Raw genomic sequence first — 26,687 nt, 5'->3', positions numbered from 1 at the left:
CTCCAACCGTAAACCGTCAAATCGTAAATCGTAGTAACTTAATTGTTTATCGTAGTATCTCTATCCCCCTCCCTACGGGGGAGGGGCTAGGGAGAGGCCTACTTTGTAAACAGCAGCTCCCTATATTTCGGAAGCGGCCAGATTTCATCATCAATTTCCATCTCAAGGTGGTCGATGTGGTCACGGATACTTTCCAGATAAGGGCGTACGGTTTCTTCGTAAGCGAAAGCCTTGTCTTTGTAGTTATCCATGTGGTTGGCTACTTTGCGGGCTTCGGTCATTTCGCGTACTTGTACCTTGATGGCTGTTACGCGCTTGGAAATTTCGCGTACAAGCTCTTTCCGGTCGGCACTGAGGACTTCGTATTCTTCGGGAGAGAAGGTCTCGCGCAGGCCACGGAGATTTTCCAGCAGACGGTTTTGGTAGATAACGGCAGTCGGTACGATGTGGTTGATGGCAAGGTCGCCCAGCACACGGCTTTCTATCTGTACCTTCATGGTGTATTTCTCCAGTTCTACTTCCAGGCGGCAGGCAAGCTCCGTTTCGTTGAAGATACGTTCGCCGATGAGTACGGAACGGGACTGGTTATCCATGTAGTGCATCAGGGCTTCGGGAACGTGGCAGATGTTGGTCAGCCCACGGCGGGCGGCTTCCTGCTTCCATTGTTCGGAGTAGCCGTCACCCTCAAAGCGGATAGGCTCGGAGGCGATGATGGTCTCTTTCATAATGCGGAAGATGGCTTCATCCTTGCCGACTCCTTCTTCCATCAGTTTGTCGATGGAGACTTTGAATTCGTTCAACTGGTTTGCCATAGCTGCATTGATGGCAATCATGGCGGCGGCACAGTTGGCGGACGAACCTGCGGCACGGAACTCAAAGCGGTTGCCGGTAAAGGCGAATGGAGAAGTACGGTTACGGTCGGTGGTATCCAGTAATATTTCGGGAATACGTCCGATGCCTAATTTCAGTGTTGTCTTTTCTTCCGATGTCATCTTGCTGCTGCTTATCTGGCGAGCTATCTCGTCGAGGATGGAAGACAGCTGTTTGCCCAGGAAGATGGACAGAATGGCGGGAGGTGCTTCATTGGCTCCCAGACGGTGGCTGTTTCCGGCACTCATGATGGAGGCGCGCAGCAAGTTCTGGTTTTTGTATACCATCATCAGTACGTTTACCAGGAAGGTAAGGAACAGCATGTTTCCTTTCGGATTCTTGCCCGGTGCAAACAAATTGATACCCGTATCGGTGCAAAGCGACCAGTTGTTGTGCTTGCCGGAGCCGTTCACGCCGTTGTAGGGTTTTTCGTGAAGCAGTACGGCGAAGTGATGCTTGCGTGCGATGCGTTTCATCAGATCCATCACAAGCTGGTTGTGGTCGTTGGCAAGGTTGGCATTCTCAAAGATAGGCGCCAGCTCAAACTGGTTGGGAGCTACTTCGTTATGGCGGGTCTTGACCGGGATACCCAGTTTGTGACATTCGATTTCCAGTTCTTTCATAAAAGCTGTGACACGTGGGGGGATGGAGCCGAAATAGTGGTCCTCCAGCTGCTGGTCTTTGGCCGAGGAGTGTCCCATCAGGGTACGTCCGGTCAGACAAAGGTCCGGGCGGGCATTGTACAGTGCCGAGTCGACGAGGAAATATTCTTGTTCCCAGCCTAAATTGGTATAAACGCGTGTGATATTCTTGTCGAACAACTGGCATACGTCTGTCGCTGCTTTGTCTACGGCTGCCAAGGCTTTGAGCAATGGAGTCTTGTAGTCGAGCGCTTCGCCGGTATAAGAGATGAAGATAGTGGGGATGCAAAGTGTGGTATCTACCACAAAGGCAGGTGAGGAAACATCCCAAGCAGTATATCCTCGTGCTTCGAATGTGTTTCTGATACCCCCGTTGGGGAAAGAGGATGCATCCGGTTCCTGCTGGATGAGCAGTTTGCCGGAAAAACGTTCAATCACTTCCGTTCCTTCTCCGAATTCGATGAAGCCGTCATGTTTCTCGGCTGTTCCGTCCGTCAGAGGCTGGAACCAGTGCGTGTAGTGGGTGACGTTGAGGGACTTTGCCCAACTTTTCATGCCGTTGGCAATCAGGTCTGCCATTTCGCGGTTGATGGGAGTGCCTTTTTCGATGGCGTCGGTCACGGCTTTGTAGGCTTCACGAGGCAGGTATTCCTGCATTTTCTTACGGTCGAAGACATGGCTGCCGTAGTAGTCGGACAGTTTGTTTGAAGGGGTGGTCACTTCAAGAGGTTGCCGATTGGCAAGTTCTTGCAAAGCAAAAAATCGCATTTTTGACATATAAGTCTCTCCTTTTATTGGTTGTTGGGCGCAAAAATACATGTTTTTTCTGAACTACCCCCTCTTTTTTAGGGGGTATTCTCGAAAATATTAGTGTTTTTTGAGAATAGACCCCCTAAAAAAGTCTGCTTGTTATGGAAAAACGACCAAAAGCTTGCGTTTGTTACATGCCATGATTAGTAATCTTTCCGCATCACGATTAGTAATCTTAGTGCGTCGTGATTAGTAATTTTCATGTGTCACAATTACGAATCATTCTGTACATGACACTTGTGGCACCCTTTTTATAACAATTAATATAGGTTCGTATTTATCTCGCACAAACTATGTGTGCTTGTGTATTATTGTCTCTCGCGCGTAACATATGTTTTATAATAAAGGGTGTCACAAGTGTCATTCCCGCTTCTTTATGGAACATGTTTTTGCATTACACAAATTCTTCCGTATATTTGTCCCGATTCTATAAGGAGAAATTGCGGTTGAAACGTTTGTTGTTTATATGGATTTGGATTTGCTTCTTGTTTTCTTTTGTACAGAAGGCAGGGGCGGAGCGTGTATCTTATCCGGTTGACAAACATGTGAGTTCGGCAGACTCCATCATGGAGAAAGTCATCTTCTTTGCCCCCCTTTATGAACGTATTATTGAAAGTTACAAGGCTGAGCTTTACATAAAGGGCTGGGTGAATATCCGTAAGAAGAATCATATTCTCCGCTACATCCCTTCCATGTTCCGGCCCAAGAAAGGGGTGCGGGAATATATGATGGAAACTTATAGCGATTTGCATTTTACTGCTCCCGACATCTATGACCAGAAGGTAAAGGCAAGTGTCGGTACTGCTTCCGAGTTTTGGGAAATGGACGGACGGCTGCCGGAATATTTTCACATCAACATCTATTCTTCTACCTTATTATATGACAAACTACTCTCTCCTTTAGCACCCAATGCCAAAAAATATTATACCTATCGGATTGATACGGTGATGGGGGAACGGCATGCCCTTCAGTATAAAATCCGTTTTATGCCAAAAAGCAAAAGCTTTCAGCTGGTGGGCGGTTATCTGATTGTGAGTGATAACGTGTGGAGTGTACGCGAGATGCGTTTTTCCGGACGTAATGAGATGGTGCGGTTCAATAATCTGGTGAAGATGGGTAATGTGGGCGATTCGGACGAATTTCTTCCGTTGCAGTATGATGTGGATGCAACGTTTCGTTTTTTGGGAAATGTGGTAGATGGCACTTATGAAGCTGTACTCGATTATAAGAACATCATTCAGAAAACTTCTGGCAGTGATATACGGAGGTCGGTGAAGAAAAGTAAATATGACTTGTCCGATTCATACACGTTGCGTACTGATACGAATGCTTATCTACGTGATACTGCTTACTTTAAAACTTTGCGTCCCATTCCTTTGACTCCGCATGAGGAGACACTGTATCAGGATTTCTTCTTGCGTCGGGATACGCTCGCCCGGAAAAAGAAACCGGTGAATAAGAACTTGGAGTTTTGGGGGCAGATTGGAGATGCATTGATCAGTCGCTATACGGTAGACCTTGATAAATTGGGGAGTGTGCGCTGTTCACCACTAATCAATCCTTTTCTTTTGAGCTATAGCGGCAAGCATGGAATTTCGTATCGGCAGGAGTTCAAGTACAACCGTATTTTTACCGGTGATCGCCTGCTGCGCATCGTTCCCCGGATAGGTTATAATTTTAAGGAAAAAGAGTTTTACTGGAGGGTGAGGTCCGATTTTGATTATTGGCCCCGTAAGCGTGCAGCATTGCATCTGGAGTTTGGTAACGGTAACCGGATTTACAGCAGTGATGTGCTGGACGACCTGAAAGCCATCCCCGACAGTATTTTTGACTTCAACCAGATACACTTGGATTATTTCAAGGATTTGTATCTGAATCTGCGTCATAGCTGGGAAATAGTAAACGGTCTGTCGCTGGAAGTGGGTGTATCCATGCACAGACGTACGGAAGTGAACCGCTCCCGGTTTGAACTGAACTACCCGAGCATGCCGCCTACCAAGTCGGCCACCCGTGCCGGTTCCGGAGGTTCATCCTTCTTTCCGAATTTTGACCCGAATATCCTGAACAAGTTCCGCCATACCTATAATAGTTTTGCTCCCCGCGTCCGCCTCACCTGGACTCCGGGACAATACTATTATATGAATGGCGACCGTAAAGTAAATCTTCATTCCAAGTATCCTTCCATCTCAGTAGATTGGGAGCGGGGACTCAGTGGAGTGTTGCAGAGCAGTGGTTCGTACGAGCGTGTAGAGATTGATTTGCAGCATCAGGTTTCTTTGGGCTTGATGCGTGATATTTATTGGCGTTTTGGTTGGGGAGAGTTTATCAATCAGAAGGAACTGTACTTTGTGGACTTTGCCAATTTGCGGCGTTCCAATCTTCCTATGGGTTGGAGTGATGATATTGGCGGGGTGTTCCAGTTGCTGGACGGCCGCTGGTATAACTCTTCCCGTAAATATATCCGCGGACACCTTACCTATGAAGCTCCTTTCCTCCTGCTCCGCCATCTGATGAAATATACCCAATATGTATTGAATGAACGTCTGTATCTGAATGCATTGGTGGTTCCTCACTTGAAACCTTATCTGGAAGTAGGGTATGGCATTGGTACACATATATTTGACTTTGGCTTGTTTGCCAGCTTTGCAAACTGGAAGTATCAGGAAATAGGTTGCAAATTTACCTTCGAACTGTTTAACAGATAGCAATGTGGTAATGTGATTAATGTGCCAATGTGTCAATGACCAGGACGTGATGGCGTAGCATAAACATAGCGCAGCCAATTAGCCAATTAGCATATTGGCACATTATCACATTAATCAATTGTCAATTATTGATTCTTTTGTAACTTTGCTGCAAATTACTTGGAGCTATGGGTATAGTAATAGGAATAGATGTGGGTGGAAGTACCACGAAAATCGTTGGAATCAATGGAGAACAGATACAGTCTCCAATGTTTATTACGGCTACCGACCCGGTGACTTCCTTATTCGGAGCATTCGGTAAGTATATTTATGACAATGGTATACAGCTGGCCGATGTGGAGCAGGTGATGCTGACGGGAGTGGGAAGCGCATTTGTCAACAGCCCTCTATATGGACTGCCTACTCGCAAAACGGATGAGTTTATTGCCAATGGTTTGGGAGCTAGACATGCAACGGATATAGACCAACTGATTGTAGTCAGCATGGGTACCGGCACTTCTTTTGTGAAAATAGACGGAGACAAGGTGCAGCATATTGGCGGCTTGGGGATTGGTGGAGGTACCTTGCAGGGATTATCGAGGTTGCTGTTGAAAACTCATGATATTCATCAGGTGTCCGAGTTGGCTGAGAAAGGGGATGTAACTCGTGTCAACTTGCAGATAGGTGATATTTGCAACACTGCTTTGCCTGACTTGCCAGTGAGTGCTACCGCCTCTCTTTTCGGGAAAGCAGATAGCAATGCTTCTCAAGAAGATATTGCCTGCGGTATAATTTATACGGTACTTCAAACCATTGGAGGAGCTGCTGTACTGTCAGCTTTGAACAGTCCTATCAAGGATTTCGTTCTGATAGGAAATCTCACCCAACTGCCCCAGTGCCGGGAGGTGTTTTCTAAAATGGAAGCCATCTATCATGTACATTTTCATATACCGCCCTATGCTGAATATAGAACAGCAATAGGAGCGGCATTGGCATATATAAAAGAAAGGCAAGGGTAGTGGTTACTTCTTGCCTGCCTTCTTCATGTAGCTGTTTATCAAGGTGCAGGCGGGAGCAGCCACCGTTCCGTGGTCAAATCCCTCCATCTGGTAGAGGACGGTATTTTGTCCCAATGCTTTGAGGAGGGCATATAGGTGGGCGTTTTCCTCATAGCGTGCCAGCATCTCCAACTCTTTGTCGCCAGTGATAAGTATCATGGGTGAAGCGTCTTTTCTTACGTTATTGGAAGGAGCATATTTATCTATAATCGGAGTGTCGGAAGGCAGCCCGCGTTCTTTGCGGATGGTATAATGAGTGGTGGTCTGTCCGCTGATGGGGAAAGCGCCTGCCAGGCTGTTGGCATCAATATTCCACTTTGCCAGGTAACTCTTGTCCAGATTGAGCATCAGACAGAGATAACCACCGGCTGAATGACCGGCTATGTATATTTTGTCTTTGTCTCCTCCGAATTCTTCTATATTCTCGAAAGTCCAAGCAACGGCCTCTGCGGCATCTTCCGTGTAGGCAGGATTTTGGGCACGCGGGCTGAGTCGGTAGTTTACGGCTATCACGGCGTAGCCTTGCTCCAGGAACTCCTTCGGAAAATGTTTTTCTCCGGCTTCCAGTCCTCCGCCGTGGAACCAGATAAGGGTGGCAAATCCTTTTTTATCAGTAGGATAATGGAGGTCGAGCTTGCAACGCTCCAGCTTATAACTGTCTTTTTCGCCGGGATGAAGATAGGAAATGTTCTTTTGCGTACGGTAGTTGTTGTCCGTTGTCTGATTTTGGCTATAACATAATAATGTATAGCAAATGATGGAAATGCATGCGATTATCTTTTTCATGATAAATTATTGAGATTATGTATAAATGAAACGATGCAAAGGTAACATTTTTTTTATTCTTTAATTGATTATTCCACTGCTGTTTTGAATGCTTTTTGTTTTGTAGTTCAAGAAAATACTTCTATCTTTGCGCCCGATTTACAATGAGTCAACATAAAGTCTCACTTAATTAACGAGTTAAACAATTTATTTATTAATGGAAAATTTAAAGAATGTAGCTCCTATTGAAGACTTCAACTGGGATGCTTATGAGAACGGCGAATCAGTAGCCAGTGCAAGCCACGAAGAACTGGAAAAGGCGTATGACAATACGTTGAACAAGGTTAACGACCGCGAGGTAGTTGATGGAACCGTAATCGCAATGAACAAGCGTGAAGTAGTTGTGAACATCGGTTACAAATCAGACGGTATCATTCCGATGAGTGAATTCCGTTACAATCCTGAACTGAAGGTTGGTGATACTGTTGAGGTATACATCGAAAACCAGGAAGACAAGAAAGGACAGCTCGTTCTGTCTCACCGTAAAGCTCGTGCTACCCGTTCTTGGGATCGCGTAAACGCAGCTTTGGAAAACGAAGAAATTATCAAGGGTTACATCAAGTGCCGCACAAAGGGTGGTATGATTGTAGACGTATTCGGCATCGAAGCTTTCTTGCCGGGTTCTCAAATCGACGTGAAGCCTATCCGCGACTACGATGTATTCGTTGGCAAAACTATGGAATTCAAGGTTGTTAAGATCAACCAGGAATTCAAGAATGTGGTTGTTTCCCACAAGGCTCTTATCGAAGCCGAACTGGAACAACAGAAGAAGGAAATCATCGGTAAACTCGAAAAAGGACAAGTTCTCGAAGGTACCGTTAAGAATATCACTTCCTATGGTGTATTTATCGACTTGGGTGGCGTAGATGGTTTGATTCACATTACAGACCTTTCTTGGGGCCGTGTTAGCGATCCGAAAGAAGTGGTTGAACTCGACCAGAAACTCAACGTCGTTATCCTTGACTTCGATGATGAGAAGAAGCGTATCGCTCTCGGCTTGAAGCAACTCACTCCGCATCCTTGGGATGCACTGGATGCTAACCTGAAGGTTGGCGACCACGTGAAGGGTAAAGTTGTAGTTATGGCTGACTACGGTGCATTCATCGAAATCGCTCCGGGTGTTGAAGGTCTGATTCACGTATCTGAAATGTCTTGGTCACAGCACTTGCGTTCTGCACAAGACTTCATGAAGGTAGGTGACGAAGTTGAGGCAGTAGTCCTGACTTTGGACCGCGAAGAGCGTAAGATGTCTTTGGGTATCAAGCAGCTGAAGTCTGATCCTTGGGAAACTATCGAAGAGAAGTATCCTATCGGCAGCAAGCACACTGCAAAAGTTCGCAACTTCACTAACTTCGGCGTATTCGTTGAAATCGAAGAAGGTGTTGACGGCTTGATTCACATCTCTGACCTGTCTTGGACGAAGAAGGTTAAACATCCGTCTGAATTCACTCAGATTGGTGCAGACATCGACGTACAAGTTCTGGAAATCGACAAGGAAAACCGTCGCTTGAGCCTTGGCCACAAGCAACTCGAAGAAAATCCCTGGGATGTATTCGAAACTGTATTTACAGTAGGTTCTGTACACGAAGGTACTATCATCGAAATGCTGGATAAGGGTGCTGTAGTTGCTCTGCCTTATGGTGTAGAAGGCTTCGCTACTCCGAAGCACCTCGTTAAGGAAGACGGATCACAAGCTCAGTTGGACGAGAAGCTTGAATTCAAGGTAATTGAGTTCAACAAGGACGCTAAGCGTATCATCCTTTCTCACAGCCGTATCTTCGAAGATGCTGCAAAGGCAGAAGAAAGAGCTGAAAAGAAGGCTGCTACTAAGAAGTCAACCGGTAAGAGAGAAGACGTTGCTCCTGCTATCCAAAACCAGGCTGCATCTACTACTCTGGGTGACATTGATGCTTTGGCTGCCTTGAAGGAACAGATGGAAGCTGGAAAGAAATAATTACTCCGTTCTATAAATGAAGGAAGGGTACTTGCGCAAACAAGTGCCCTTCTTTTTTATGATTTGTCAATAGAATTTTATGGAATTAAGGATGGTTTTTCCATAAATGTTTATCTTTGCAGGGTGGTTACTTTTGCAATCATAGAAATATTCAATAATTTAATTTTCATTTATTATGAAAAACATGTTCAAAAATGCAGGGAAGATGGTGTTGTTCACTTGCCTGTCGCTGATGTTACTAACCGCATGCGGCCAGAAGTCTAAACTCAAGCTGGCTATCGCAGCTGCCAACAAACAATGTCCCATGGATATGGGAGCTTCCGGCGAAATATCCAGTATTACTTTTGATGGGGCGGATGTGGTATATGTACTGCTTATGAATGAAAGTTTCCTCAATATAGACGCTTTGAAAGAGAATCCTGATGCAATGAAGTCTGCTGTGACTGTTATGTTCGGTAATCCACAAGGGTCCATTAAAGAGATGCTGGATTTGGTTGTCGGTACTGATTCCGGTATAAAGTTCATATATAAAGGAAAGACATCCGGTAACGAAGTGGAATGTTATCTGACTACTCAGGACTTGAAAGATATATTGAATGGCGGTTCAACTGCTGAAAGCAGTGATAAGAAGAAACTGGAAGAGCAAGTGAAGATGACCAACGTATCGTGCCCGATGCAGGTGGATGAAGCCACTATGCTCAATAAACTGACAATCGAGTCGGATAAGGTGCTTTATCATTATACGATTGACGAATCTGTAGTACAGATGTCTGCTTTGAAGGAAAATGCCGAACAGATGAAGGCAAATGTGAAGAACTCTTTGAACTCCTCCGATCCAGCCTTGCACATGTTCTTGGAAGTATGTGTGAAGTGTGATAAAGGGGTGGGCTATCTGTATAAAGGGAATAAATCCGGAGAAACTTTTGAAATATCCTTTGGAGTTTCAGAGATAAAGGCTCTTCTATAAATCAAGGAGTAGAAATCAGTTCGGAAGGTTTGGAATGGAAAAATTTGAGTTACATATTCTTGGTTGTGGTTCCGCTTTACCCACAACGCGTCATTTCCCTACGTCTCAAATTGTGAACGTGCGCGACAAGCTGTTTATGATTGATTGTGGGGAAGGGGCGCAGTTGCAGTTCCGTAAATCACATCTGAAGTTTTCGCGTTTGAATCATATCTTTATCTCTCACTTGCATGGGGACCATTGTTTTGGCTTATTGGGACTGATTTCTACACTTAACCTTTTAGGACGTACAGCCGAGTTGCATATCCATTCTCCAAAAGGGCTGGAAACATTGCTGACACCTATGCTGGATTTTTTTAATAGGCAGATGACGTACAAGGTCCTTTTCCATGAGTTTGATACGAAAGAACCGATGCAGATTTATGAAGACCGTTCGTTGACGGTTACTACTATTCCTTTGCGTCATCGTATGCCGTGTTGTGGCTTTTTGTTTGCAGAAAAGCGGCGTCCTAACCATATTATCCGTGAAATGGTCGATTTCTACCAAGTGCCGGTATACGAATTGAATCGTATAAAGAATGGGGCCGATTACGTGACACCGGAGGGAAAAACGGTTTCCAACAACTTGTTGACCCGTCCTTCTGCTCCGTCCCGCAGTTATGCTTATTGCTCGGATACCATCTATCTTCCTTCTATCGTGGAGCAGATAAAAGGGGTTGATTTACTTTTTCATGAGGCGACATTTGCGAATGAGGATGCGCCACGTGCCAAAGAAACATTTCATACAACTGCTGCACAAGCGGCTGAAATAGCCAGGAAGGCTGAAGTGAAGAAGTTGTTGATAGGACATTTTTCGGCACGATACGAAGATGAAAATATCTTGCTTCAAGAAGCATCCGCTATTTTTCCGGATACTCAGCTTGCCAAAGAAACACTTTGTGTATCGGTATGAATTAAACTTTTCGTATCTTTGGCAGTCTAAAACAACAAATGCGAATAGAAATTTATGACCCCTTCCTATAATGAACGCGAAGTGTTGGCTCTTCTACAAGAAGAAAGCACACAAAAGCGGGGATTTGAGATGATTGTTACCCAATATAGCGAGCAGTTGTATTGGCAGATTCGTCGTATGGTCCTCTCTCATGAAGATGCCAATGATTTACTTCAGAATACTTTCATTAAAGCATGGATTAATATAGATTATTTCAGGGCAGAGGCTAAACTCTCTACCTGGCTCTATCGCATAGCCTTGAATGAATGCCTCACTTTTCTGAACAAACAACGGGCTGCTTCCACAGTCTCTTTGGATGACCCCGAGGCAGATGCACTTCAAAAGCTTGAAAGTGATCCTTACTTCTCCGGTGATAAAGCAGAGATGGCTTTGCAAAAAGCCTTGCTTGCCTTGCCGGAAAAACAACGTATGGTGTTTAATCTGAAGTATTACCAGGAAATGAAATACGAAGAGATGTCCGATATATTTGGTACTTCCGTAGGTGCCTTGAAGGCTTCCTATCACCATGCCGTGAAGAAAATAGAAAAGTTTTTGGGTGAGGAGTATTAAACCTTTGCCACAAAACAATGTCTAATTAAACAGAAAGGAGAAAGCTTATGAAAGAAGAAGATAAAATACAGAAAAAGATAGGGACGGAAAATCCTTTCCGCGTTCCTGAAGGCTACTTTGAGAATCTTACTTCAGAGGTAATGAACCGGCTTCCCGAAAAAGAGAAACTCATTGCTGTGCAGACAGAGCCTACAATGTGGCAGAAGGTAAGGCCTTGGTTGTATATGACCGCCATGTTTATAGGTGCGGCATTGATTATCCGTGTAGCTTCTTCGGAGCATACTCCATCTGTAGAGCGTATGGCTGCTGATGATACGGAAACAGAAATGGAATATATTAATATGGCTGTAGAGAATTCCATGCTGGATGATTATTCATTGTATGTTTATTTGGCAGACTCTGATGCAGAATAAGGTAACAACACTCAACTATTTAAAAATGAAGAAACTAATTGTTTTATTGGTTATGATATGTGGCATTATGCCTCTGCTTTGGGCTAGCGATGGATGTGACCAGCATCTGTCACCTGAAGAGTTTCGTGCCAAACAAAAAGCGTTTATAACGGAGAAAGCCGGACTGACGAGTGAGGAGGCAGCCAAGTTCTTCCCATTGTATTTTGAATTGCAGGACCGGAAAAAGCAGCTAAATGACGAGGCTTGGAAGTTGCTTCGACAAGGGAAAGATGAAAAAACAACCGAAGCCCAGTATGAGGAAATTATGGAAGGTGTATATGATGCCCGTATCGCTTCTGACCGGTTGGACAAGACCTACTTTGATAAGTTCAAGAAAATATTGCCTTGTAAAAAGATTTATCTGGTGCAAAGGGCTGAAATGCGTTTCCACCGTGAGCTGCTGAAAGGTATGCACAAGAATGGAGATAGTCCCCAGCGAAGACCGCAAGGGAAAAGATGAGTAGTGAATGAATACAAATAAGGAAGGTTGCCACAATGATGTGAGCAACCTTCTTTTGTTAATGAGAGATACCTTTAGAAGAATCATCTTGTTTCCCTTCTTTTTCCAGTACTTTCGCTTCGTTCCATAGCTTATCCATCTCCTCCAGCGTCATGTCATGGAGGTTTTTGCCCTCCTTGATGCTGTGCGCTTCTACATAGTTGAAGCGGTTGATGAACTTCTGGTTGGTCCGTTCCAGCGCATTGTCCGGATTGATTTTGTAGAGGCGGGCAGCGTTGATGAGGCTGAACATGACATCGCCGAATTCAGCTTCAGCTTTTTCCTTATCCATGTGGGCGACTTCTGTCTGGAACTCCCGGATTTCTTCTTTTACCTTATCCCACACCTGTTCGCGTTCTTCCCAGTCGAATCCTACATTGCGTGCCTTGTCCTGGATGCGGTAGGCCTTGATGAGCGAGGGTAGGGCGGCGGGCACACCGCTCAGTACGGTTTTATTCCCATCTTTTTCCTTCAGCTTCAACTGTTCCCAGTTTTCTGAGACCTGACCTGCGGTTTCTGCCTTTACATCGCCGAAGACATGGGGATGGCGGAAAATAAGTTTCTCACAAAGACGGTCGCACACGTCTTTCATATCGAAATCACCGGTTTCGGAGCCTATCTTTGCATAAAAAGCCACATGCAGCAGCACATCGCCCAGCTCTTTGCAGATGTCACTCTTGTCATCGCGTATCAGGGCGTCACAAAGTTCATAAGTCTCTTCGATGGTATTGGGGCGCAGGCTTTCGTTGGTCTGCTTGCGGTCCCAGGGACATTTCTCGCGCAGCTCGTCGAGTATGTCGAGGAAGCGGCCGAAGGCTTCCATCTGTTCTTTTCTTGTATGCATGATTTTGAAATTTAGTTTTTCCATTCTTCGTATGAGATAAGCAAGCCTATTACTTCCGAATAGTTCTTGCGTCCGCTTTGAATCTTGTTTCCTTTAAGGTACAAGTCGTAGATAAAGTTCTGGATGTCTCCGATGAGCGGACTGTATTTCTCCATCCAGTATTGCTGGTTCTTTTGGGCCAGTTCTATGATTTCAGGACGTATCCGGTTGAAAAGTTCTGCGTATTCTTCTTCGCTCATCAGTCGGCGGGCATTGCCCAGCACATGTGGGAGTACGGAGAAATACCCACTGAAACGAATCTCTTTCACCTGCGAACGGGTGCAGACCTGGTAAGCGTAGAAGTTGGCTTCTGCCTCGCTGGTGATGCCTAAAAAGTGTGCCAGCTCGTGGGCATAAGTAGCAGGATATTGTGGTGGAAGCAAATCGCCGTTCAGCGTGAATTCGCAGAAGAAAGGTCCCATGCTTCCCGTAACACCGACCATGGAAATGAACGGAGTGAAAAGCATGGTCTTCACGCGCGGAGAGGAGTGGGGAGGGCGATGTATCCCCAGCGTATCGCTGATTTGGTTGTATCCGTGTACGCTTTCCCGGCAGACCAATGGTTCGTCAATGGAGGTGACATCTGTATAGGAAGCATTCAGCTTGTCTATATAGTTGTCTACAAATGACTGAAAGATTTCGGGAGTATAGGCAGTATAAGGAATGTTTGTCCTGCCATAGAAATCTTTCTGTGAGTAGTTCAGTCCCCATGCCAGATAGAACCATGCATATATCCACAGCAAGTATTCCATTTCGTTCAGCAGAATCTGTTTCCACTTTTTCTTTTGGATATAGCGTGCCCTGATTGGATTGAAAAGAAGTCCGAGTACACTGAGGAAAATAAACAAGTCGCCTATGGCAAAAGGCATGAGTTTTGAAAAGGAGGACAAGAAATGGGAAATCACCGGATATACAGACTGTGCATATACTTCTCCCAATATTGGAATGAGCTGCGTTGCCCATACAACAGACAGTAATACGATTAATACGACATACCGGATTTTCAATTTGTCTCTCATTTTTATTTTCAACCTACCATTAAGAGGACTATCGACCTCTAACTCCTAAGCCCGGAGGGCGATAACTCCCTTTAACTCCTACTAACTCCTGACTCATTTTGTAGGGACAAAAATATATATTTAAATTTTAATTCATTAATTTTGCGCCCGTTATTCGCAATAAATTAATTATAGAGATTTAAAAACATGGAATTAGCAAGTAAGTACAATCCCGCTGACGTGGAGGGAAAGTGGTACCAGTATTGGTTGGACCACAAATTATTCAGTTCGAAACCCGATGGTCGTGAGCCTTACACCGTCGTCATCCCGCCCCCCAACGTCACCGGTGTGTTGCACATGGGACACATGCTTAATAATACCATACAAGATATTCTGGTACGCCGTGCCCGCATGGAAGGCAAGAATGCCTGCTGGGTGCCGGGAACCGACCATGCATCCATTGCTACCGAGGCCAAGGTGGTGAACAAACTTGCCGCACAAGGCATCAAGAAGACAGACCTTACCCGCGACGAGTTCTTGAAGCATGCCTGGGAATGGACTGACGAACATGGCGGCATCATCTTGAAGCAGCTCCGCAAGCTGGGTGCTTCTTGCGATTGGGATCGTACAGCTTTTACTATGGATGAGAAACGCAGTGAAAGCGTGCTCAAGGTTTTTGTTGACTTGTATAACAAAGGTCTGATTTATCGTGGTGTCCGCATGGTGAACTGGGACCCTAAGGCACTGACCGCACTTAGTGACGAGGAAGTAATCTACAAAGAAGAGCACAGCAAGCTGTACTATCTGAAGTATATGGTAGAAGGTGACCCCGAAGGACGTTATGCAGTGGTTGCTACCACCCGCCCTGAAACCATCATGGGAGATACAGCCATGTGCATCAATCCGAATGACCCCAAGAATACCTGGTTGAAGGGTAAGAAGGTGATTGTTCCGTTGGTAGGACGTGTTATTCCGGTTATCGAGGACGATTACGTAGATATAGAGTTCGGTACCGGTTGTCTGAAGGTAACTCCTGCCCACGATGTGAACGACTACATGCTGGGTGAGAAGTACAATCTGCCGAGCATTGACATCTTCAATGATAACGGAACGCTTAGTGAAGCTGCCGGCTTGTATATCGGTATGGACCGTTTCGATGTGCGCGAGCAGATTGAGAAGGACCTGGCTGCTGCCGGTCTGTTGGAGAAAGTGGAAGCCTATACCAACAAGGTAGGTTTCTCCGAACGTACCAACGTGCCCATCGAACCGAAACTTTCCATGCAGTGGTTCTTGAAGATGCAGCACTTTGCCGACATGGCTTTGCCGCCGGTGATGAATGATGAGTTGAAGTTCTATCCTGCCAAATATAAGAATACGTACAAGAACTGGTTGGAAAATATCAAGGACTGGTGTATCAGCCGCCAGTTATGGTGGGGGCATCGCATTCCTGCTTATTTTTTGCCGGAAGGTGGTTATGTAGTGGCTGCCACTCCCGAAGAAGCCTTGGCATTGGCAAAAGAGAAAACGGGTAATGCAGACCTTAAACTGGAAGACCTTCGTCAGGATGAGGACTGCCTGGATACTTGGTTCTCCTCCTGGTTGTGGCCCATCTCTTTGTTTGACGGTATCAACAATCCGGGTAACGAGGAGATAAACTACTATTATCCTACCAGCGACTTGGTGACCGGTCCGGACATTATCTTCTTCTGGGTAGCCCGTATGATTATGGCAGGCTATGAATATGAAGGTAAGATGCCGTTCCAGAATGTTTATTTTACGGGTATTGTCCGTGACAAGCTGGGACGTAAGATGTCCAAGTCGTTGGGTAATTCTCCCGACCCGCTGGATTTGATTGAGAAATACGGTGCCGATGGTGTACGTATGGGCATGATGCTTTCAGCTCCTGCTGGCAATGACATCCTCTTTGACGATGCACTGTGTGAGCAAGGACGTAACTTCAATAATAAGATATGGAACGCTTTCCGTCTGATTAAAGGTTGGGAAGTCAGTGCGGAAGTTCCGGTACCGGAAGCTTCAGAACTGGCAATACGCTGGTTTGAGGCCAAGCAGAATGAAGTGGCTGCCGAAGTGGCTGATTTGTTCAGCAAGTACCGTTTGAGTGAAGCGCTGATGGCTGTTTACAAACTGTTCTGGGACGAATTCTCTTCCTGGTATCTGGAAATGATTAAACCGGCATACGGCCAGCCCATCAACCGGAAAGTGTATGAAGCAACTATCGGTTTCTTTGATAACTTGTTGCATCTGCTCCATCCGTTCATGCCATTTATTACAGAGGAGTTGTGGCAGCATCTTTGCGACCGTACAGACGGTGAGAGCTTGATGGTAAGCCCGTTGTCAATGTCGGCATTGGTAGATGAGGATATCATCCGGGAGTTTGAAGTGGTGAAAGAGGTTATCAGCAATATCCGTTCCATCCGTTTGCAGAAGAACATCGCCCAAAAAGAGACACTTGAGTTGCAGGTTATCGGTGAGAATCCGGTTGTGGCATTCAACGCGGTTATCATGAAAATGTGTAACCTTTCCTCCATCAATATAGTGGAGAACAAGGCCGACGGTGCTGCTTCCTTCATGGTAGGTACTACGGAATATGCCGTACCTTTGGGTAATATGATTGACGTGGAAGCCGAGATAGCCCGTATGGAGGCCGAACTGAAGCATAAGGAAGGATTCTTGCAGGGTGTGCTGAAGAAACTGGGTAACGAGAAGTTTGTGAATAATGCTCCTGCCGCCGTTCTTGAGATGGAACGCAAGAAGCAGGCAGATGCTGAAAGTATCATCAAATCTCTCAAGGAAAGTATTGCAGCATTGAAAAAGGCATAACTGTCCATCACATAAAACAGAGAAAAAGCTCCGGAACCTTCAACTCCGGAGCTTTTTTTAGCGGTATAATGAACTGTTTATTTGAACAGTTCTGCTACGCACCACATCAGGCGTGCGGTGGTGTGTGTCCAGATTTCCTTGTAAGTGCAGTTATTTTGCATCGGGAAGTAGGGTTCGTCCTCATTTTCGAATGTTTCGATTCCTACGGGCACGGCTCCCACAACATTTCCGGCGTATGCCCCGTAAAGCGGCGGATAGTCATATCCGTCTCCATAAACGGTACTCATGGCAAACGGGTTGTAGCCTAATATGTATTCTACCTGGCGGGTTGCAATATCCCTTAACGCTTTATCATTGAATAGGCGTGCAAGGATAAAGGCAGCCTTGGCTTTGCCCATGACAATGGCGTGGAATCCCCTGAACTGATAGGCGACGGGGAAACGGCGCAGATAGAAATCCTTCGAGAGAGGGATGCCGTTGCGTACTTGCGCATTGTATTCTTCCAGGCTGGGAAGTCCTACCTGCTCTCCTTCGTGGTACAGATTCTTATAATCGGTATTATCCACCTCGTATACGGCGCTTGGCAGTATGCCGTACGGCTCAATCAGTTGTGAAATCCCGCGTAGATAGTCTGCATAGGCTTCACAGGATGCCTTCCACAACGGGGCGTCCGGATGGGTAGGGGCATCTGTCAGTAGCATCGAGAGTCCTTCAGCCATCAAGTGCTCTTGGCTTTGGTGATAATAGGCCAGAATACGTTTTTTCCGGGAAGATTCATAGAAGAAACCTCGTAGGGGGATTTTCCAGTCGGTACGCTTTTCCAACTGTTGGCCCGCCATGACGGTACGTGCCAGCCGGGTTGCCCAGTCCAGATAGTAAACATCTTGTGTAAGGCGGTACAAACGCATGGCTGTGACGGTGGCAAGGGCATAAAGTTCTGTTTCGTTCTGTTCCGTCCTTTGTGTATCCAGCAGGTCGATGGCGAATTGGAAGTCCTCAATGGCACTGTTCCGGCACCACCGTGCAAACACTGGGTCTTTCTTTTCAAAATGAGGGGCGGCGAGTGCGCAACTGGAAGCGGCTTTCAGATTGTCCGTAGGCGTATTTCGTGCTTCTGTCTGCATGTCGTCTTTGTCACCACGGATATTCTTTGTCCAAATGCCGATAATCAGTCCACCCAGTCGGTAGCCGTCACCGAAGCGGGTACGCAGAATCCAGTTCACTCCCCAGCGTGCCTCTTCCAGCAGGCGTTCGTAGAAGATACTGTCTTTGCTTTGTACGGCACCGGCCATTTCGAGGAGGGCGATGCACGATTCGGCTGTATTTCCCGTTCCTTGAGTCAGGTCGGCTGCATCGTGCCATCCTCCGGCAATGCTCATGCTCCGTCCGTCGGGATGATAGGCGAATACATCCTGATGGCATTCCTGATGAATGCCGGGCTGGTCGAAACCGCAACGTTCGGAAAAGAAGAAGTTCAGCGTGTGCCAGGCGGTAGACAGGTAGGCATCATTTCCGATGGGGAAAGGCTTTGATTGTACATCACCGATGGAGAGGAAGTATTGTCCGGGCGTATTGAAACTGCTGAAGTCCAGTACAAGAAATCCTTTGTCCAGCTTCTTGTCCTGATTCAGAGGACTGGCCGTACCTTGATAAACGGTTTGTCCCGTGGCGGCATCGTGCAGGCTGAAAGTCCTTTCCGGCATGTGCTGCACCAAAGCCTGCTTGCGTGCTCCAGGCTTGTATCCGCTGTGGCAGTAGGCCATTGCATCTTTTCGCAGGTCGAATCCCCGGCTGTTTTCCGCTTCTACCTTTTCGATGCGCATGTCGTCTATGTATAGGCTCATGCGTTCGCTGGCTCCTGCAGGAGCACCTGCCAGCATGATGTTTACCGAAAAGCCGGTGACACAGTCACGGTATAGGTCCGGTATCTCCCATATGATGTGCTGCCATTTGTTGGGATAGACAGTCTCGAAGTGTTGTCCTTCAAAGCGTCCGGGAGTCGGCATGATTTTCTCTCCTTCATTGTATAGGGTGAATCCGGCAAAGGTCAGATAAACGCCCGGTGCATCCACATATACCCAAACGGAAAAGCGGTTGTATTCCCGCAAGTCTTCCCGGTCGAGGGGACGGATAATCTCCGGGGTGGCGTAATTCCGGTTTGTTGGATTCTTCTTGCCCAAGGAGGCAGGAGTGTCCAGACGGACACTTCCTTTGCCTGAGACAGTGACTTTACGGTCTACATGTATGGTTCCGGGTCCGGTATGGCGCAGAGCACCGAAATCTTCGGCCAGAGGGAGTACCCTGCTTTTCAATACCTCTTTCTTTTCCCACCGCGTCAGTCCGGCGTGTGCGGGATTAGCTTTCATTATGCGGTGCACATGATTGCTTTGCTGTAATTGTTTCTCCAGTTCCGTATCGGGTTTCCACGGAGCTTGTGCTTGTGCCTGCATGCAGCAGCATGCCAGCAGTAGTGTTCGGATGATGTATTTCATGGTATTCAGTGTTTGGTTTTAGGGTAAGCATGAAAAGGAGCCTTGAACTCCGGACGTAATGTATAAGTATCCTTCAGTGGGAAATCTGCGGGAACTTCTTGGGTGACGGCGCCGGTGGCAGCCCATTCGCATCCCCGGAGTAAAGTCACCTGGAAACCGGTGCAGCGCATGGAGTAAGTCATGTTCGGGTCGTTGCCGCAGTGCCCCAGGAGGTCGACGAATATGCGCCCTTTCCCGTAGCTTACTGTCCACATCAACGGTTCATGCCGTCCGCGTTCGTAGGCGGTTGCCAATATTTCCATGTTTCTTACCGGACCGCGTAGGCGGGTATATATCTCGTCCTTGAAGTGTTTCCATTGAGGAGGCAATCCTTGCAGGATAGGATGATGGGGGGCGCGGTGTTCTATGACGGTTTCGTGCTGCAAGCCGTGGTAGCCGGCATACCCCGGAGAGTAGTCGTAGACGTATTGTCCGTCTTTCCAGTACAGATACGGACCGTCCTTTTCGTTTCGTCCGTCCCATGCCCCCATGCCTATTATCTCGTTGTATTCTTTCCAGTCGGCCATCGGGACGACGGAAGAATGTATCACTACCACACCGCCTCCATCGGCAACGTATTTCTCGAAATTCTTGCGTACGGGCTCTGTCCATGTAGCTCCGCCGTAGTTGATGACGATTAAATCATATTGGTGGAAATCGGGTTTGAAGGTAGCGATGTCTCCACCAAAGTCGGGTGTAAAGGCGAAGTCCACTTTGAACATTCCGCTGTTTTCCAATATCTGCTTCATGGCTTCGCAGGCGCCTTGCCAGTAATGGCTGCCGTCCTGCCCGGCTATCATCATGGTTTTGATTACTTTCTTTTGCTGTGCGTGTGTGTGCGAGGCAGCTCCTATATAAATAAGGAGTACCAGGATAAGTGTCAGTCTTGTTTTCATTTTCCGGAAGATTTAAAGTTTTTGCCAGTAGGGTTCCATTCTATACGGTCGTAGCAGCGTGTGGTGCGCAGATTGTAACCTTGTTCGTCTACGCTGAACTTTCCGTCTTTGAAGTAGGATATGTAGAGCTCGGAGATGCCGTCCTTGTTGCGGTCTTCTACAAGGAGATTGTACTTGTCGGTGACATAAATCTCGTCGGAAATGTATTGTACTTCTTTGGTATAGTTGTCTACGATTGCATAGTAGGCCTTGAAAAGGTCGAAAGTGGGGTAGTGTCCGTTGTCACGTCCGAAAAGCATTACTTCTTCAAGGGCATCGTCCCCGTCCATATTGGCAAATACGGATTGCTGAAAGGAAAATCCCGGTTTTTGTACTTGTGGAGGAATATTGTCCCATCCTTCCTGATGGGCTGTCACTGAAAATTGCGCTTGTGCATGGATGACGTACACCAGCGCCGACAATAGGATAATCAGTTTTCTCATTGCGTGCATTTTGAGGTTATGATAATAATAGGGTTGCTTCTTGCTTATATGACCGGTGGCCCGGAGTTTTCCCTAACTTTTTTTAGAATAATTAATGAATACGGGATGTATAGGGACTTAGTGCCTCTCCCATCAGGACTGAACCAGTCTGACCCGTATACTGAGAGGTCATAACATCCGCATCCTTTCCATTAATACACCCGGATGTTTTGGGGTAATACATCCGGGTGTTTTGGGTGAAAACATCCCCATGTATTGGGGTAAAACATCCGGATGTTTTGACCTCTCAGTTCTATACTCTTTAGGGCTAAGTCCCGGTGTGTAGCCGGCAAGGTATAGGGGACGTTCTGCTTTTGTATGGTCTTAATGCGAGGTGAGCAGGTGCATCAATATCAGTGGCAGATAATCTTTCAGCTTGACCCTTAAAATCTTCAAAGCCTGCTGAATGCGGTAGTCTACCGTTTTTGGGGAAACGTTGAGTAGTTCGGCAGCTTCCTTGTAACTCAGATTCTGGAAACGATGCATGATGAAAGCTTCCCTATAAGTAGGCGGCAGTTCGTTGATGGCCCTTTGTATATGCTTGCTTAATTCGTTGATTTGATAGATATCCACCTCCTGCAGCATGGTGAACATTCGTTCATAGTAAGCGGTGTCTGCCCGTTGCTTCACTTCATTTTGGGCAATCCGGGTCATGCAACGATGGTAGACAGCCTTGAACAGATATTGCTTGAGCGAATATTCGATAACGGGTCTTTCGCGGTTTTCCCAAAGCCATAGCATGACGTCCTGAACAATCTCTTCTGCATCTTCCAGCCGGACAAAACGATAGCAGTAGGTGCAGAGCACAGAATAGTACTTTTGAAATAACACATCAAAAGCACTTCTATCTCCTTTTTGTATGGCGGATAATAAAGATGTATCTTCTAATGGTATGTTTCTCATAGGGTGGGGGTTCATTATTGTTGGGCAAAAATAGCTTTTTTTCCCATTATAATCTAAGTATATAAAATATTTTTAGCTTTTTGTTTAGGAGTTCTTTTCACCCGTTTGTCTTTAGATTAAAGCTAGCAATAAAAATTATGGTAAAAAGAGAGGGAATGGAGAACCTGCTTCTCAGCTATTATGAAGGAGAGACAACGGAGGATGAAACTGCTCTGGTAGAGGAGTGGCTGGAAGCATCGGAAGAGAACCGCAGGACAGCCCGCCAGGTTCAGACACTCGGTCTGGCGGCGGACATGGCGCAGATTTCATCCAGGCTGGATGTAAAGAAGGCCTTGGAGGATGTACATCGTAAGATGAAACAGAAAAAGGTCAATAGGTATCAGGTATTATTTAGAGGGATGCAACGGGCGGCCGCCATTTTATTCATCCCTTTGATGGTATCGTGGTCTATCCTTTATTGGGACAAGGATAAAGAAGAGATACATATGATGGAAGTCAGGACAAATCCGGGAATGACTACTTCTGTCGAATTGCCGGATGGAACGGAAGTCGTTCTGAACTCGTCGTCGTCGTTGCGCTATCCTTCCCGATTTGCCGATGATAAAAGGGAAGTGAAGTTGGTGGGTGAAGCATTCTTTTCTGTCGCAAAAGATGAAAAGATGTTCATTGTCGGCACGCTGAACAATTCCAAGATAGTAGTACATGGAACGGAGTTCAACGTAGAGGCTTACAAAGGGAGCAGGACGGTACAGACCACTTTGGTTTCGGGTAAAGTCAGTTTCTCCTATGTGAATAACGGCAGGAGAAATAATGTAATGATGATACCGGGGCAAAAGGTTATTTATGATATAGTGCGGGAAAAGGTCGTTGTGAAAGAAGTCAATGTAGACGTGGAAACATGTTGGAAGGACGGACGTTTGATTTTCAGGAACACTCCGTTTGAAGATATATTGAAGAGTTTGAGCAAAAGATATAATGTGGAATTCATTCTGAAAAAGGCTTCATTGAAGCAGAATTCCTTTACGGCTACATTTACCAAACAACGTTTGGAGCGAATATTGGAGCACTTCCGAATATCCTCGAATATTCATTTCAAGTTTGTTGAAGATGGTGATGTGGATGCCGAGAGACAGGTAATAGAAGTTTATTAACCCTTTAAAAAGTAGTATGATGAAACACAAGTCCGTTTAGAAAAACATGCAGGAAAATGTTGGCGCATTTTCCTGCATGAAACACAGTAACTTTTAAATATCTGTTTGGCGACAGATAAAGTAACTTTATTTTTTCACTAGAAATCAATACAAAATTATGAAAAAACACTATTGTATCCAATCATTTAGGGAAAAAAGTGTCCTGATGAGATGCATGAAAAAAATTCCTCTTGCTATGAGATGCACATTATTTATGTTGTTTTGTTTGGTTGGTATGACTTTTGCCAATGAAGGTTATGCTCAAAAGACAATGGTAAACATTGCTCTTGAGAACAAGACTGTTGATGAAGTACTGACGGAGCTGGAACAAGGTACCGAATTTGTTTTCTTCTACAACAACAAGCAGATTGACGTTAAGCGCCGTGTATCGGTCCGGGCAAATAACAAAACCATATTCAAGGTTCTGAACGATGTATTCAAAGGAACCAATATAGGCTATAAGGTATTGGACCGTAATATAATCCTTTATGATAAAGCTGTAGGAGCTGATGGGGTACAGATGGCTTTGCAGGCTGCGACGGTGAAAGGTTCTGTGGTCGATGCAACCGGTGAACCGGTGATTGGTGCCAGTATCTTGGTGCAGGGAACTACCAACGGTGTCATAACAGACATTGACGGTAATTTCATTCTGACCAATGTGGGCTCTGATGCTACTCTTATAATAAGCTATGTAGGTTATAAGACACAAAACATAAAGGTTGCAGGCCGAAATTCGTTCAAGATAGTTTTGGTAGAAGATGCTGAGATATTGGATGAAGTGGTTGTTGTAGGATATGGTGTACAGAAGAAAGAATCACTGACCGGTGCCATTGCAGCCATTGGTGCTGATGAAATAGCTACGACCAAGACCGAGAATCTGATTAGCAATATTCAAGGTAAGATGCCGGGACTATTGATTCGCCAGAAAACCGGAGAGCCGGGAACTTTCGACAATATGGTGAGCATTCGCGGTTATGGTGACCCGTTGGTGGTAATTGATGGTATCACGCGTGAAGGTACTGAAGAACTTGCACAGCTGAATTCTGAGGATATAGAAAGTATCTCTATTTTGAAAGATGCTTCTGCCGCTATTTATGGTATGAATGCGGCTAATGGCGTAATCATTGTTACTACCAAAAAAGGTGTGGCCGAAAAGACCAGAGTATCTTACTCGGCATTGTTCGGTATGAAGAATGCCACGGGTATGGAAGAAACGGTAGATGCTTATACTTATCGCATGTTGGCCAATGAAAGGGCACGTAATGACCAGGCTGCCCCTGAATACACTGACGATATTCTGGAACTGTATAGAACCGGGGCTAAGGGTTATACAGACAATAACTGGATTGACATGTTTATGAATAAACTGGCGTTCCAGCAATCGCATACTGTTTCTGTGAGAGGTGGAACGGATAAGGTGAAATATTATGTGAGCTTCGGCTATAATGGCGATAATGGTTTGCTGAAGAGTGGTATCCAATACTATCATAGATATAATCTGAGAAGTAACCTGACTGCAGAGCTTACGAAAGGGCTGAAACTGAATGTGAATCTGTCCGGGCGTTGGGATGAAACCCAAAGGCCGAGAGAGGATTTTATGTGGACTTTTAAGACTTTGATGGTTAATGACCGTGGTATCGGTACTCATACGATTAATAATCCCAATCATTTGTCTGCAATCGGTCCTGAAAACAAGAATCCTTTTGCGTTGGTTGATCCGGATATAGACGGTTATCGCAAGAACAGAGGCCTGACGTATTCTGCCGATGTGGAATTGAATTGGCAAGTTCCTTTTGTAAAAGGGTTGGCATTGAGTCTTTTGGGGTCATTTGACGGTAACAATCGTAACAACTCTTCTTTAAATCGTTCTTATCCGTTGTATGATTATTATACAGATGCGCCTGCCGGTACGGGAGGTAGTACTGATGCTTATTCCAATACGATGAGAATATATCAGAAGATTTATGGCAGGTTGCAGGCTAATTATATGCGTTCTTTCAATCAGCACAATTTGAATGTGACAGCTGTGGCAGAGTTGAACAGTACACGACGCGATGAATTATCCGGTTCCCGGCAATATTCAGAGTTGTTTACTAATGATATTTTGAATCAGGCAAGTCCGGGTACAGCTACCAATTCAGGGTATCGTAGTTTTGGCCGTTTGGCAGCCTATCTGATGCGTGCGAACTATGATTATGCCGGTAAATACTTGTTGGAAGTAGTAGGGCGTTATGATGGTTCTTATCGTTATGCTCCTTCTAAGCGTTGGACGTTCTTCCCGTCGGTAAGTGCCGGATGGCGACTTTCGGAAGAAAGTTTCATCAAGGACAATTTGCCGTTTATTACTAATTTGAAAATCAGGGGTTCTTTTGGACAAAGTGGATATGATGCCGGTGATCCTTTCCAATATGTATCTGCTTATAATTCGGCTTCTAATGGTTATGTTTTTGATGGTGCCAGCCAGATTATGGGTATGGTAGCTCCTGGTGTAGTGACTGACCGGCTTTCTTGGGTTACATCTTCTATTTCCAATGTAGGTCTGGATTTTGACTTATGGAACGGTAAGTTGAGTGGTACTATCGAGTGGTTCAATCGTAAGAATGAAGGCATTTTGGCCGACCGTGCACAATCTGCTCCTGATACATTTGGTGCAAGTTTCCCGAAGGAAAATCTGAATTCTAACCGGAACCGGGGTTTTGAGATTGAATTGGGACACAGAGGACAAATCGGTAAGGACTTCTCATATTCAGTAAGTGCTAATTTTACGTATGCCCGTGAAAGAAGTCTGCATGTGGAACATGCAGAATATACCAGTTCTATGGATAGATGGCTGAATGGAAAGGAAAACCGTAACAGTAATGTGATGTGGTTGTATAAATACGATGGCCAATATACTTCTTTGGAACAGTATGAAACGGCTCCTTTGATTGGTGGGAACTTGGGTAACTCTAAGATGCTTCCGGGTAGTTACAGATTGCTTGACCTGAATGGTGATGGTAGAATTAACAGCAGTGACCGTGTTCCGGAGTTTTGGGCAACCGGTGCAAATCCTCCTATCCAGTATGGGTTGACTTTGGCGGCTTCTTATAAGAATTTTGATCTCAATATGCTGTTTCAAGGAGCTTCCGGTTATTCCATCGGATATGCCAATGATGATGTTTGGGGATATGGTGGCAAGACAAATAAATCTTATTTAATTGCGAAATATGTAGATCGTTGGCATCCTGCAAATATAACAGATGATCCGTATAATCCTGCCACACAATGGGTAGCCGGCTATTATCCGGCATTACGCCACAATTTCTCTAATACTTCGGATAATGGTAGTAGATGGAATTATGGTATTTCCGTTTGGCTTCCGCAAGCTACTTATCTCCGTTTGAAGAGTATGGAGATCGGTTACAATCTGCCAAAATCATTTATGAAAAGAATCGGGTTGAACAGTGCCCGTATCTTTGTCAATGGTTCAAATCTGCTTACGTTCTGTAACAAGGCTTTGAAGGATGCTGACCCCGAACGTGAGGAAAGGGATTGGGGAGCCAACCTGGCATATCCGTTGATGAGAACTTATAACTTTGGGTTAAACATAAACTTTTAATTCTGAAA

At 45.6% G+C, this 26,687-nt stretch carries 19 protein-coding genes; 11 read left to right on the top strand and 8 right to left on the bottom strand.

The genetic code is table 11. From position 1 onward, the window contains the following. Positions 1 to 98 precede the first annotated feature (98 nt). On the bottom strand, positions 99 to 2,288 hold the full coding sequence (locus NQ510_RS18020) for a glutamine synthetase III family protein (RefSeq protein ID WP_005832915.1): 2,190 nt from the start codon (positions 2,286 to 2,288) through the stop codon (positions 99 to 101). A 416-nt stretch (positions 2,289 to 2,704) separates the two neighbouring features. On the opposite strand from NQ510_RS18020, the gene NQ510_RS18015 reads away from it, so the two are divergent. Both NQ510_RS18015 and coaW read left to right on the top strand, forming a co-directional pair. Beyond that, positions 2,705 to 5,026: a DUF5686 family protein gene (locus NQ510_RS18015; protein ID WP_005832004.1), complete on the top strand. Its 2,322-nt coding sequence runs from the start codon at positions 2,705 to 2,707 to the stop codon at positions 5,024 to 5,026. Between the two features lie 167 nt (positions 5,027 to 5,193). After that, on the top strand, positions 5,194 to 6,024 hold the full coding sequence (gene coaW, locus NQ510_RS18010) for a type II pantothenate kinase (protein WP_005832001.1): 831 nt from the start codon (positions 5,194 to 5,196) through the stop codon (positions 6,022 to 6,024). 3 nt (positions 6,025 to 6,027) lie between these two features. On the opposite strand, the gene NQ510_RS18005 is transcribed toward coaW, so the two are convergent. Further along, entirely contained in the window at positions 6,028 to 6,849 is an 822-nt protein-coding gene (locus tag NQ510_RS18005; protein ID WP_005831999.1) for an alpha/beta hydrolase, read from the bottom strand. 196 nt (positions 6,850 to 7,045) lie between these two features. Here NQ510_RS18005 and rpsA point away from each other — a divergent pair, with 196 nt between their 5' ends. From rpsA to NQ510_RS17975, 6 genes are all read left to right on the top strand, one after another. After that, the gene (rpsA, locus tag NQ510_RS18000) at positions 7,046 to 8,842 is read left to right on the top strand and encodes a 30S ribosomal protein S1 (protein WP_005831997.1); all 1,797 of its coding nucleotides are present in this window, start codon (positions 7,046 to 7,048) and stop codon (positions 8,840 to 8,842) included. Between the two features lie 175 nt (positions 8,843 to 9,017). Continuing rightward, entirely contained in the window at positions 9,018 to 9,809 is a 792-nt protein-coding gene (locus tag NQ510_RS17995; RefSeq protein WP_005831995.1) for a hypothetical protein, read from the top strand. Positions 9,810 to 9,843: 34 nt separating this feature from the next. Then, positions 9,844 to 10,758 (top strand): ribonuclease Z, encoded by a 915-nt coding sequence (locus NQ510_RS17990; protein WP_005831993.1) that lies wholly within the window; start codon positions 9,844 to 9,846, stop codon positions 10,756 to 10,758. 54 nt (positions 10,759 to 10,812) lie between these two features. Then, positions 10,813 to 11,367: an RNA polymerase sigma factor gene (locus NQ510_RS17985; RefSeq protein ID WP_005831992.1), complete on the top strand. Its 555-nt coding sequence runs from the start codon at positions 10,813 to 10,815 to the stop codon at positions 11,365 to 11,367. Between the two features lie 47 nt (positions 11,368 to 11,414). Next, on the top strand, positions 11,415 to 11,780 hold the full coding sequence (locus NQ510_RS17980) for a hypothetical protein (RefSeq protein ID WP_005831990.1): 366 nt from the start codon (positions 11,415 to 11,417) through the stop codon (positions 11,778 to 11,780). Positions 11,781 to 11,805: 25 nt separating this feature from the next. Then, positions 11,806 to 12,279, top strand: coding sequence for a hypothetical protein (locus NQ510_RS17975; RefSeq protein ID WP_034526159.1), 474 nt, complete (start codon positions 11,806 to 11,808; stop codon positions 12,277 to 12,279). 58 nt (positions 12,280 to 12,337) lie between these two features. Here the strand turns inward: NQ510_RS17975 and mazG are convergent, their stop codons facing one another. Together mazG and NQ510_RS17965 are read right to left on the bottom strand one after the other, a co-directional pair. After that, positions 12,338 to 13,165, bottom strand: a complete 828-nt coding sequence (gene mazG / locus NQ510_RS17970; protein WP_034526155.1) for a nucleoside triphosphate pyrophosphohydrolase — start codon at positions 13,163 to 13,165, stop codon at positions 12,338 to 12,340. A gap of 8 nt (positions 13,166 to 13,173) precedes the next feature. Continuing rightward, a complete protein-coding gene (locus NQ510_RS17965; protein WP_005831985.1) occupies positions 13,174 to 14,220 on the bottom strand; it encodes a DUF3810 domain-containing protein in 1,047 nt (348 codons plus the stop codon). Between the two features lie 186 nt (positions 14,221 to 14,406). Between NQ510_RS17965 and NQ510_RS17960 the strand changes: the two genes are divergently transcribed. After that, a complete protein-coding gene (locus tag NQ510_RS17960) occupies positions 14,407 to 17,040 on the top strand; it encodes a valine--tRNA ligase (RefSeq protein ID WP_005831983.1) in 2,634 nt (877 codons plus the stop codon). 77 nt (positions 17,041 to 17,117) lie between these two features. Here NQ510_RS17960 and NQ510_RS17955 read toward each other — a convergent pair whose 3' ends face one another. The 4 genes from NQ510_RS17955 to NQ510_RS17940 form a co-directional block, all read right to left on the bottom strand. Further along, a complete protein-coding gene (locus NQ510_RS17955; RefSeq protein WP_034526115.1) occupies positions 17,118 to 19,532 on the bottom strand; it encodes a glycoside hydrolase family 9 protein in 2,415 nt (804 codons plus the stop codon). A 5-nt stretch (positions 19,533 to 19,537) separates the two neighbouring features. Next, positions 19,538 to 20,467, bottom strand: coding sequence for a ThuA domain-containing protein (locus NQ510_RS17950; RefSeq protein WP_005831979.1), 930 nt, complete (start codon positions 20,465 to 20,467; stop codon positions 19,538 to 19,540). After that, entirely contained in the window at positions 20,464 to 20,958 is a 495-nt protein-coding gene (locus tag NQ510_RS17945; protein ID WP_005831978.1) for a hypothetical protein, read from the bottom strand. Before NQ510_RS17945 ends, NQ510_RS17950 begins: the two co-directional genes overlap by 4 nt. A 354-nt stretch (positions 20,959 to 21,312) precedes the next feature. Next, on the bottom strand, positions 21,313 to 21,891 hold the full coding sequence (locus NQ510_RS17940; protein ID WP_005831977.1) for an RNA polymerase sigma-70 factor: 579 nt from the start codon (positions 21,889 to 21,891) through the stop codon (positions 21,313 to 21,315). Between the two features lie 137 nt (positions 21,892 to 22,028). Between NQ510_RS17940 and NQ510_RS17935 the strand changes: the two genes are divergently transcribed. After that, a complete protein-coding gene (locus tag NQ510_RS17935; RefSeq protein ID WP_005831976.1) occupies positions 22,029 to 23,042 on the top strand; it encodes a FecR family protein in 1,014 nt (337 codons plus the stop codon). A gap of 235 nt (positions 23,043 to 23,277) precedes the next feature. Next, positions 23,278 to 26,679, top strand: a complete 3,402-nt coding sequence (locus NQ510_RS17930) for a TonB-dependent receptor (RefSeq protein ID WP_034526153.1) — start codon at positions 23,278 to 23,280, stop codon at positions 26,677 to 26,679. Positions 26,680 to 26,687 lie beyond the last annotated feature (8 nt).

This window comes from Bacteroides uniformis (assembly GCF_025147485.1).
Classification (GTDB): domain Bacteria; phylum Bacteroidota; class Bacteroidia; order Bacteroidales; family Bacteroidaceae; genus Bacteroides; species Bacteroides uniformis.
Note: the sequence above shows the minus strand (reverse complement) of the source record. Positions and strands in the feature narration are given on the sequence as shown.

Coding starts and splice junctions, on each gene's coding strand:
- NQ510_RS18020 (WP_005832915.1), bottom strand. CDS start 2,288: ATGTCAAAAATGCGATTTTTTGCTTTGCAAGAACTTGCCAATCGGCAA.
- NQ510_RS18015 (WP_005832004.1), top strand. CDS start 2,705: ATGTTTTTGCATTACACAAATTCTTCCGTATATTTGTCCCGATTCTAT.
- coaW (WP_005832001.1), top strand. CDS start 5,194: ATGGGTATAGTAATAGGAATAGATGTGGGTGGAAGTACCACGAAAATC.
- NQ510_RS18005 (WP_005831999.1), bottom strand. CDS start 6,849: ATGAAAAAGATAATCGCATGCATTTCCATCATTTGCTATACATTATTA.
- rpsA (WP_005831997.1), top strand. CDS start 7,046: ATGGAAAATTTAAAGAATGTAGCTCCTATTGAAGACTTCAACTGGGAT.
- NQ510_RS17995 (WP_005831995.1), top strand. CDS start 9,018: ATGAAAAACATGTTCAAAAATGCAGGGAAGATGGTGTTGTTCACTTGC.
- NQ510_RS17990 (WP_005831993.1), top strand. CDS start 9,844: ATGGAAAAATTTGAGTTACATATTCTTGGTTGTGGTTCCGCTTTACCC.
- NQ510_RS17985 (WP_005831992.1), top strand. CDS start 10,813: ATGACCCCTTCCTATAATGAACGCGAAGTGTTGGCTCTTCTACAAGAA.
- NQ510_RS17980 (WP_005831990.1), top strand. CDS start 11,415: ATGAAAGAAGAAGATAAAATACAGAAAAAGATAGGGACGGAAAATCCT.
- NQ510_RS17975 (WP_034526159.1), top strand. CDS start 11,806: ATGAAGAAACTAATTGTTTTATTGGTTATGATATGTGGCATTATGCCT.
- NQ510_RS17965 (WP_005831985.1), bottom strand. CDS start 14,220: ATGAGAGACAAATTGAAAATCCGGTATGTCGTATTAATCGTATTACTG.
- NQ510_RS17960 (WP_005831983.1), top strand. CDS start 14,407: ATGGAATTAGCAAGTAAGTACAATCCCGCTGACGTGGAGGGAAAGTGG.
- NQ510_RS17955 (WP_034526115.1), bottom strand. CDS start 19,532: ATGAAATACATCATCCGAACACTACTGCTGGCATGCTGCTGCATGCAG.
- NQ510_RS17950 (WP_005831979.1), bottom strand. CDS start 20,467: ATGAAAACAAGACTGACACTTATCCTGGTACTCCTTATTTATATAGGA.
- NQ510_RS17945 (WP_005831978.1), bottom strand. CDS start 20,958: ATGCACGCAATGAGAAAACTGATTATCCTATTGTCGGCGCTGGTGTAC.
- NQ510_RS17940 (WP_005831977.1), bottom strand. CDS start 21,891: ATGAGAAACATACCATTAGAAGATACATCTTTATTATCCGCCATACAA.
- NQ510_RS17935 (WP_005831976.1), top strand. CDS start 22,029: ATGGTAAAAAGAGAGGGAATGGAGAACCTGCTTCTCAGCTATTATGAA.
- NQ510_RS17930 (WP_034526153.1), top strand. CDS start 23,278: ATGAGATGCACATTATTTATGTTGTTTTGTTTGGTTGGTATGACTTTT.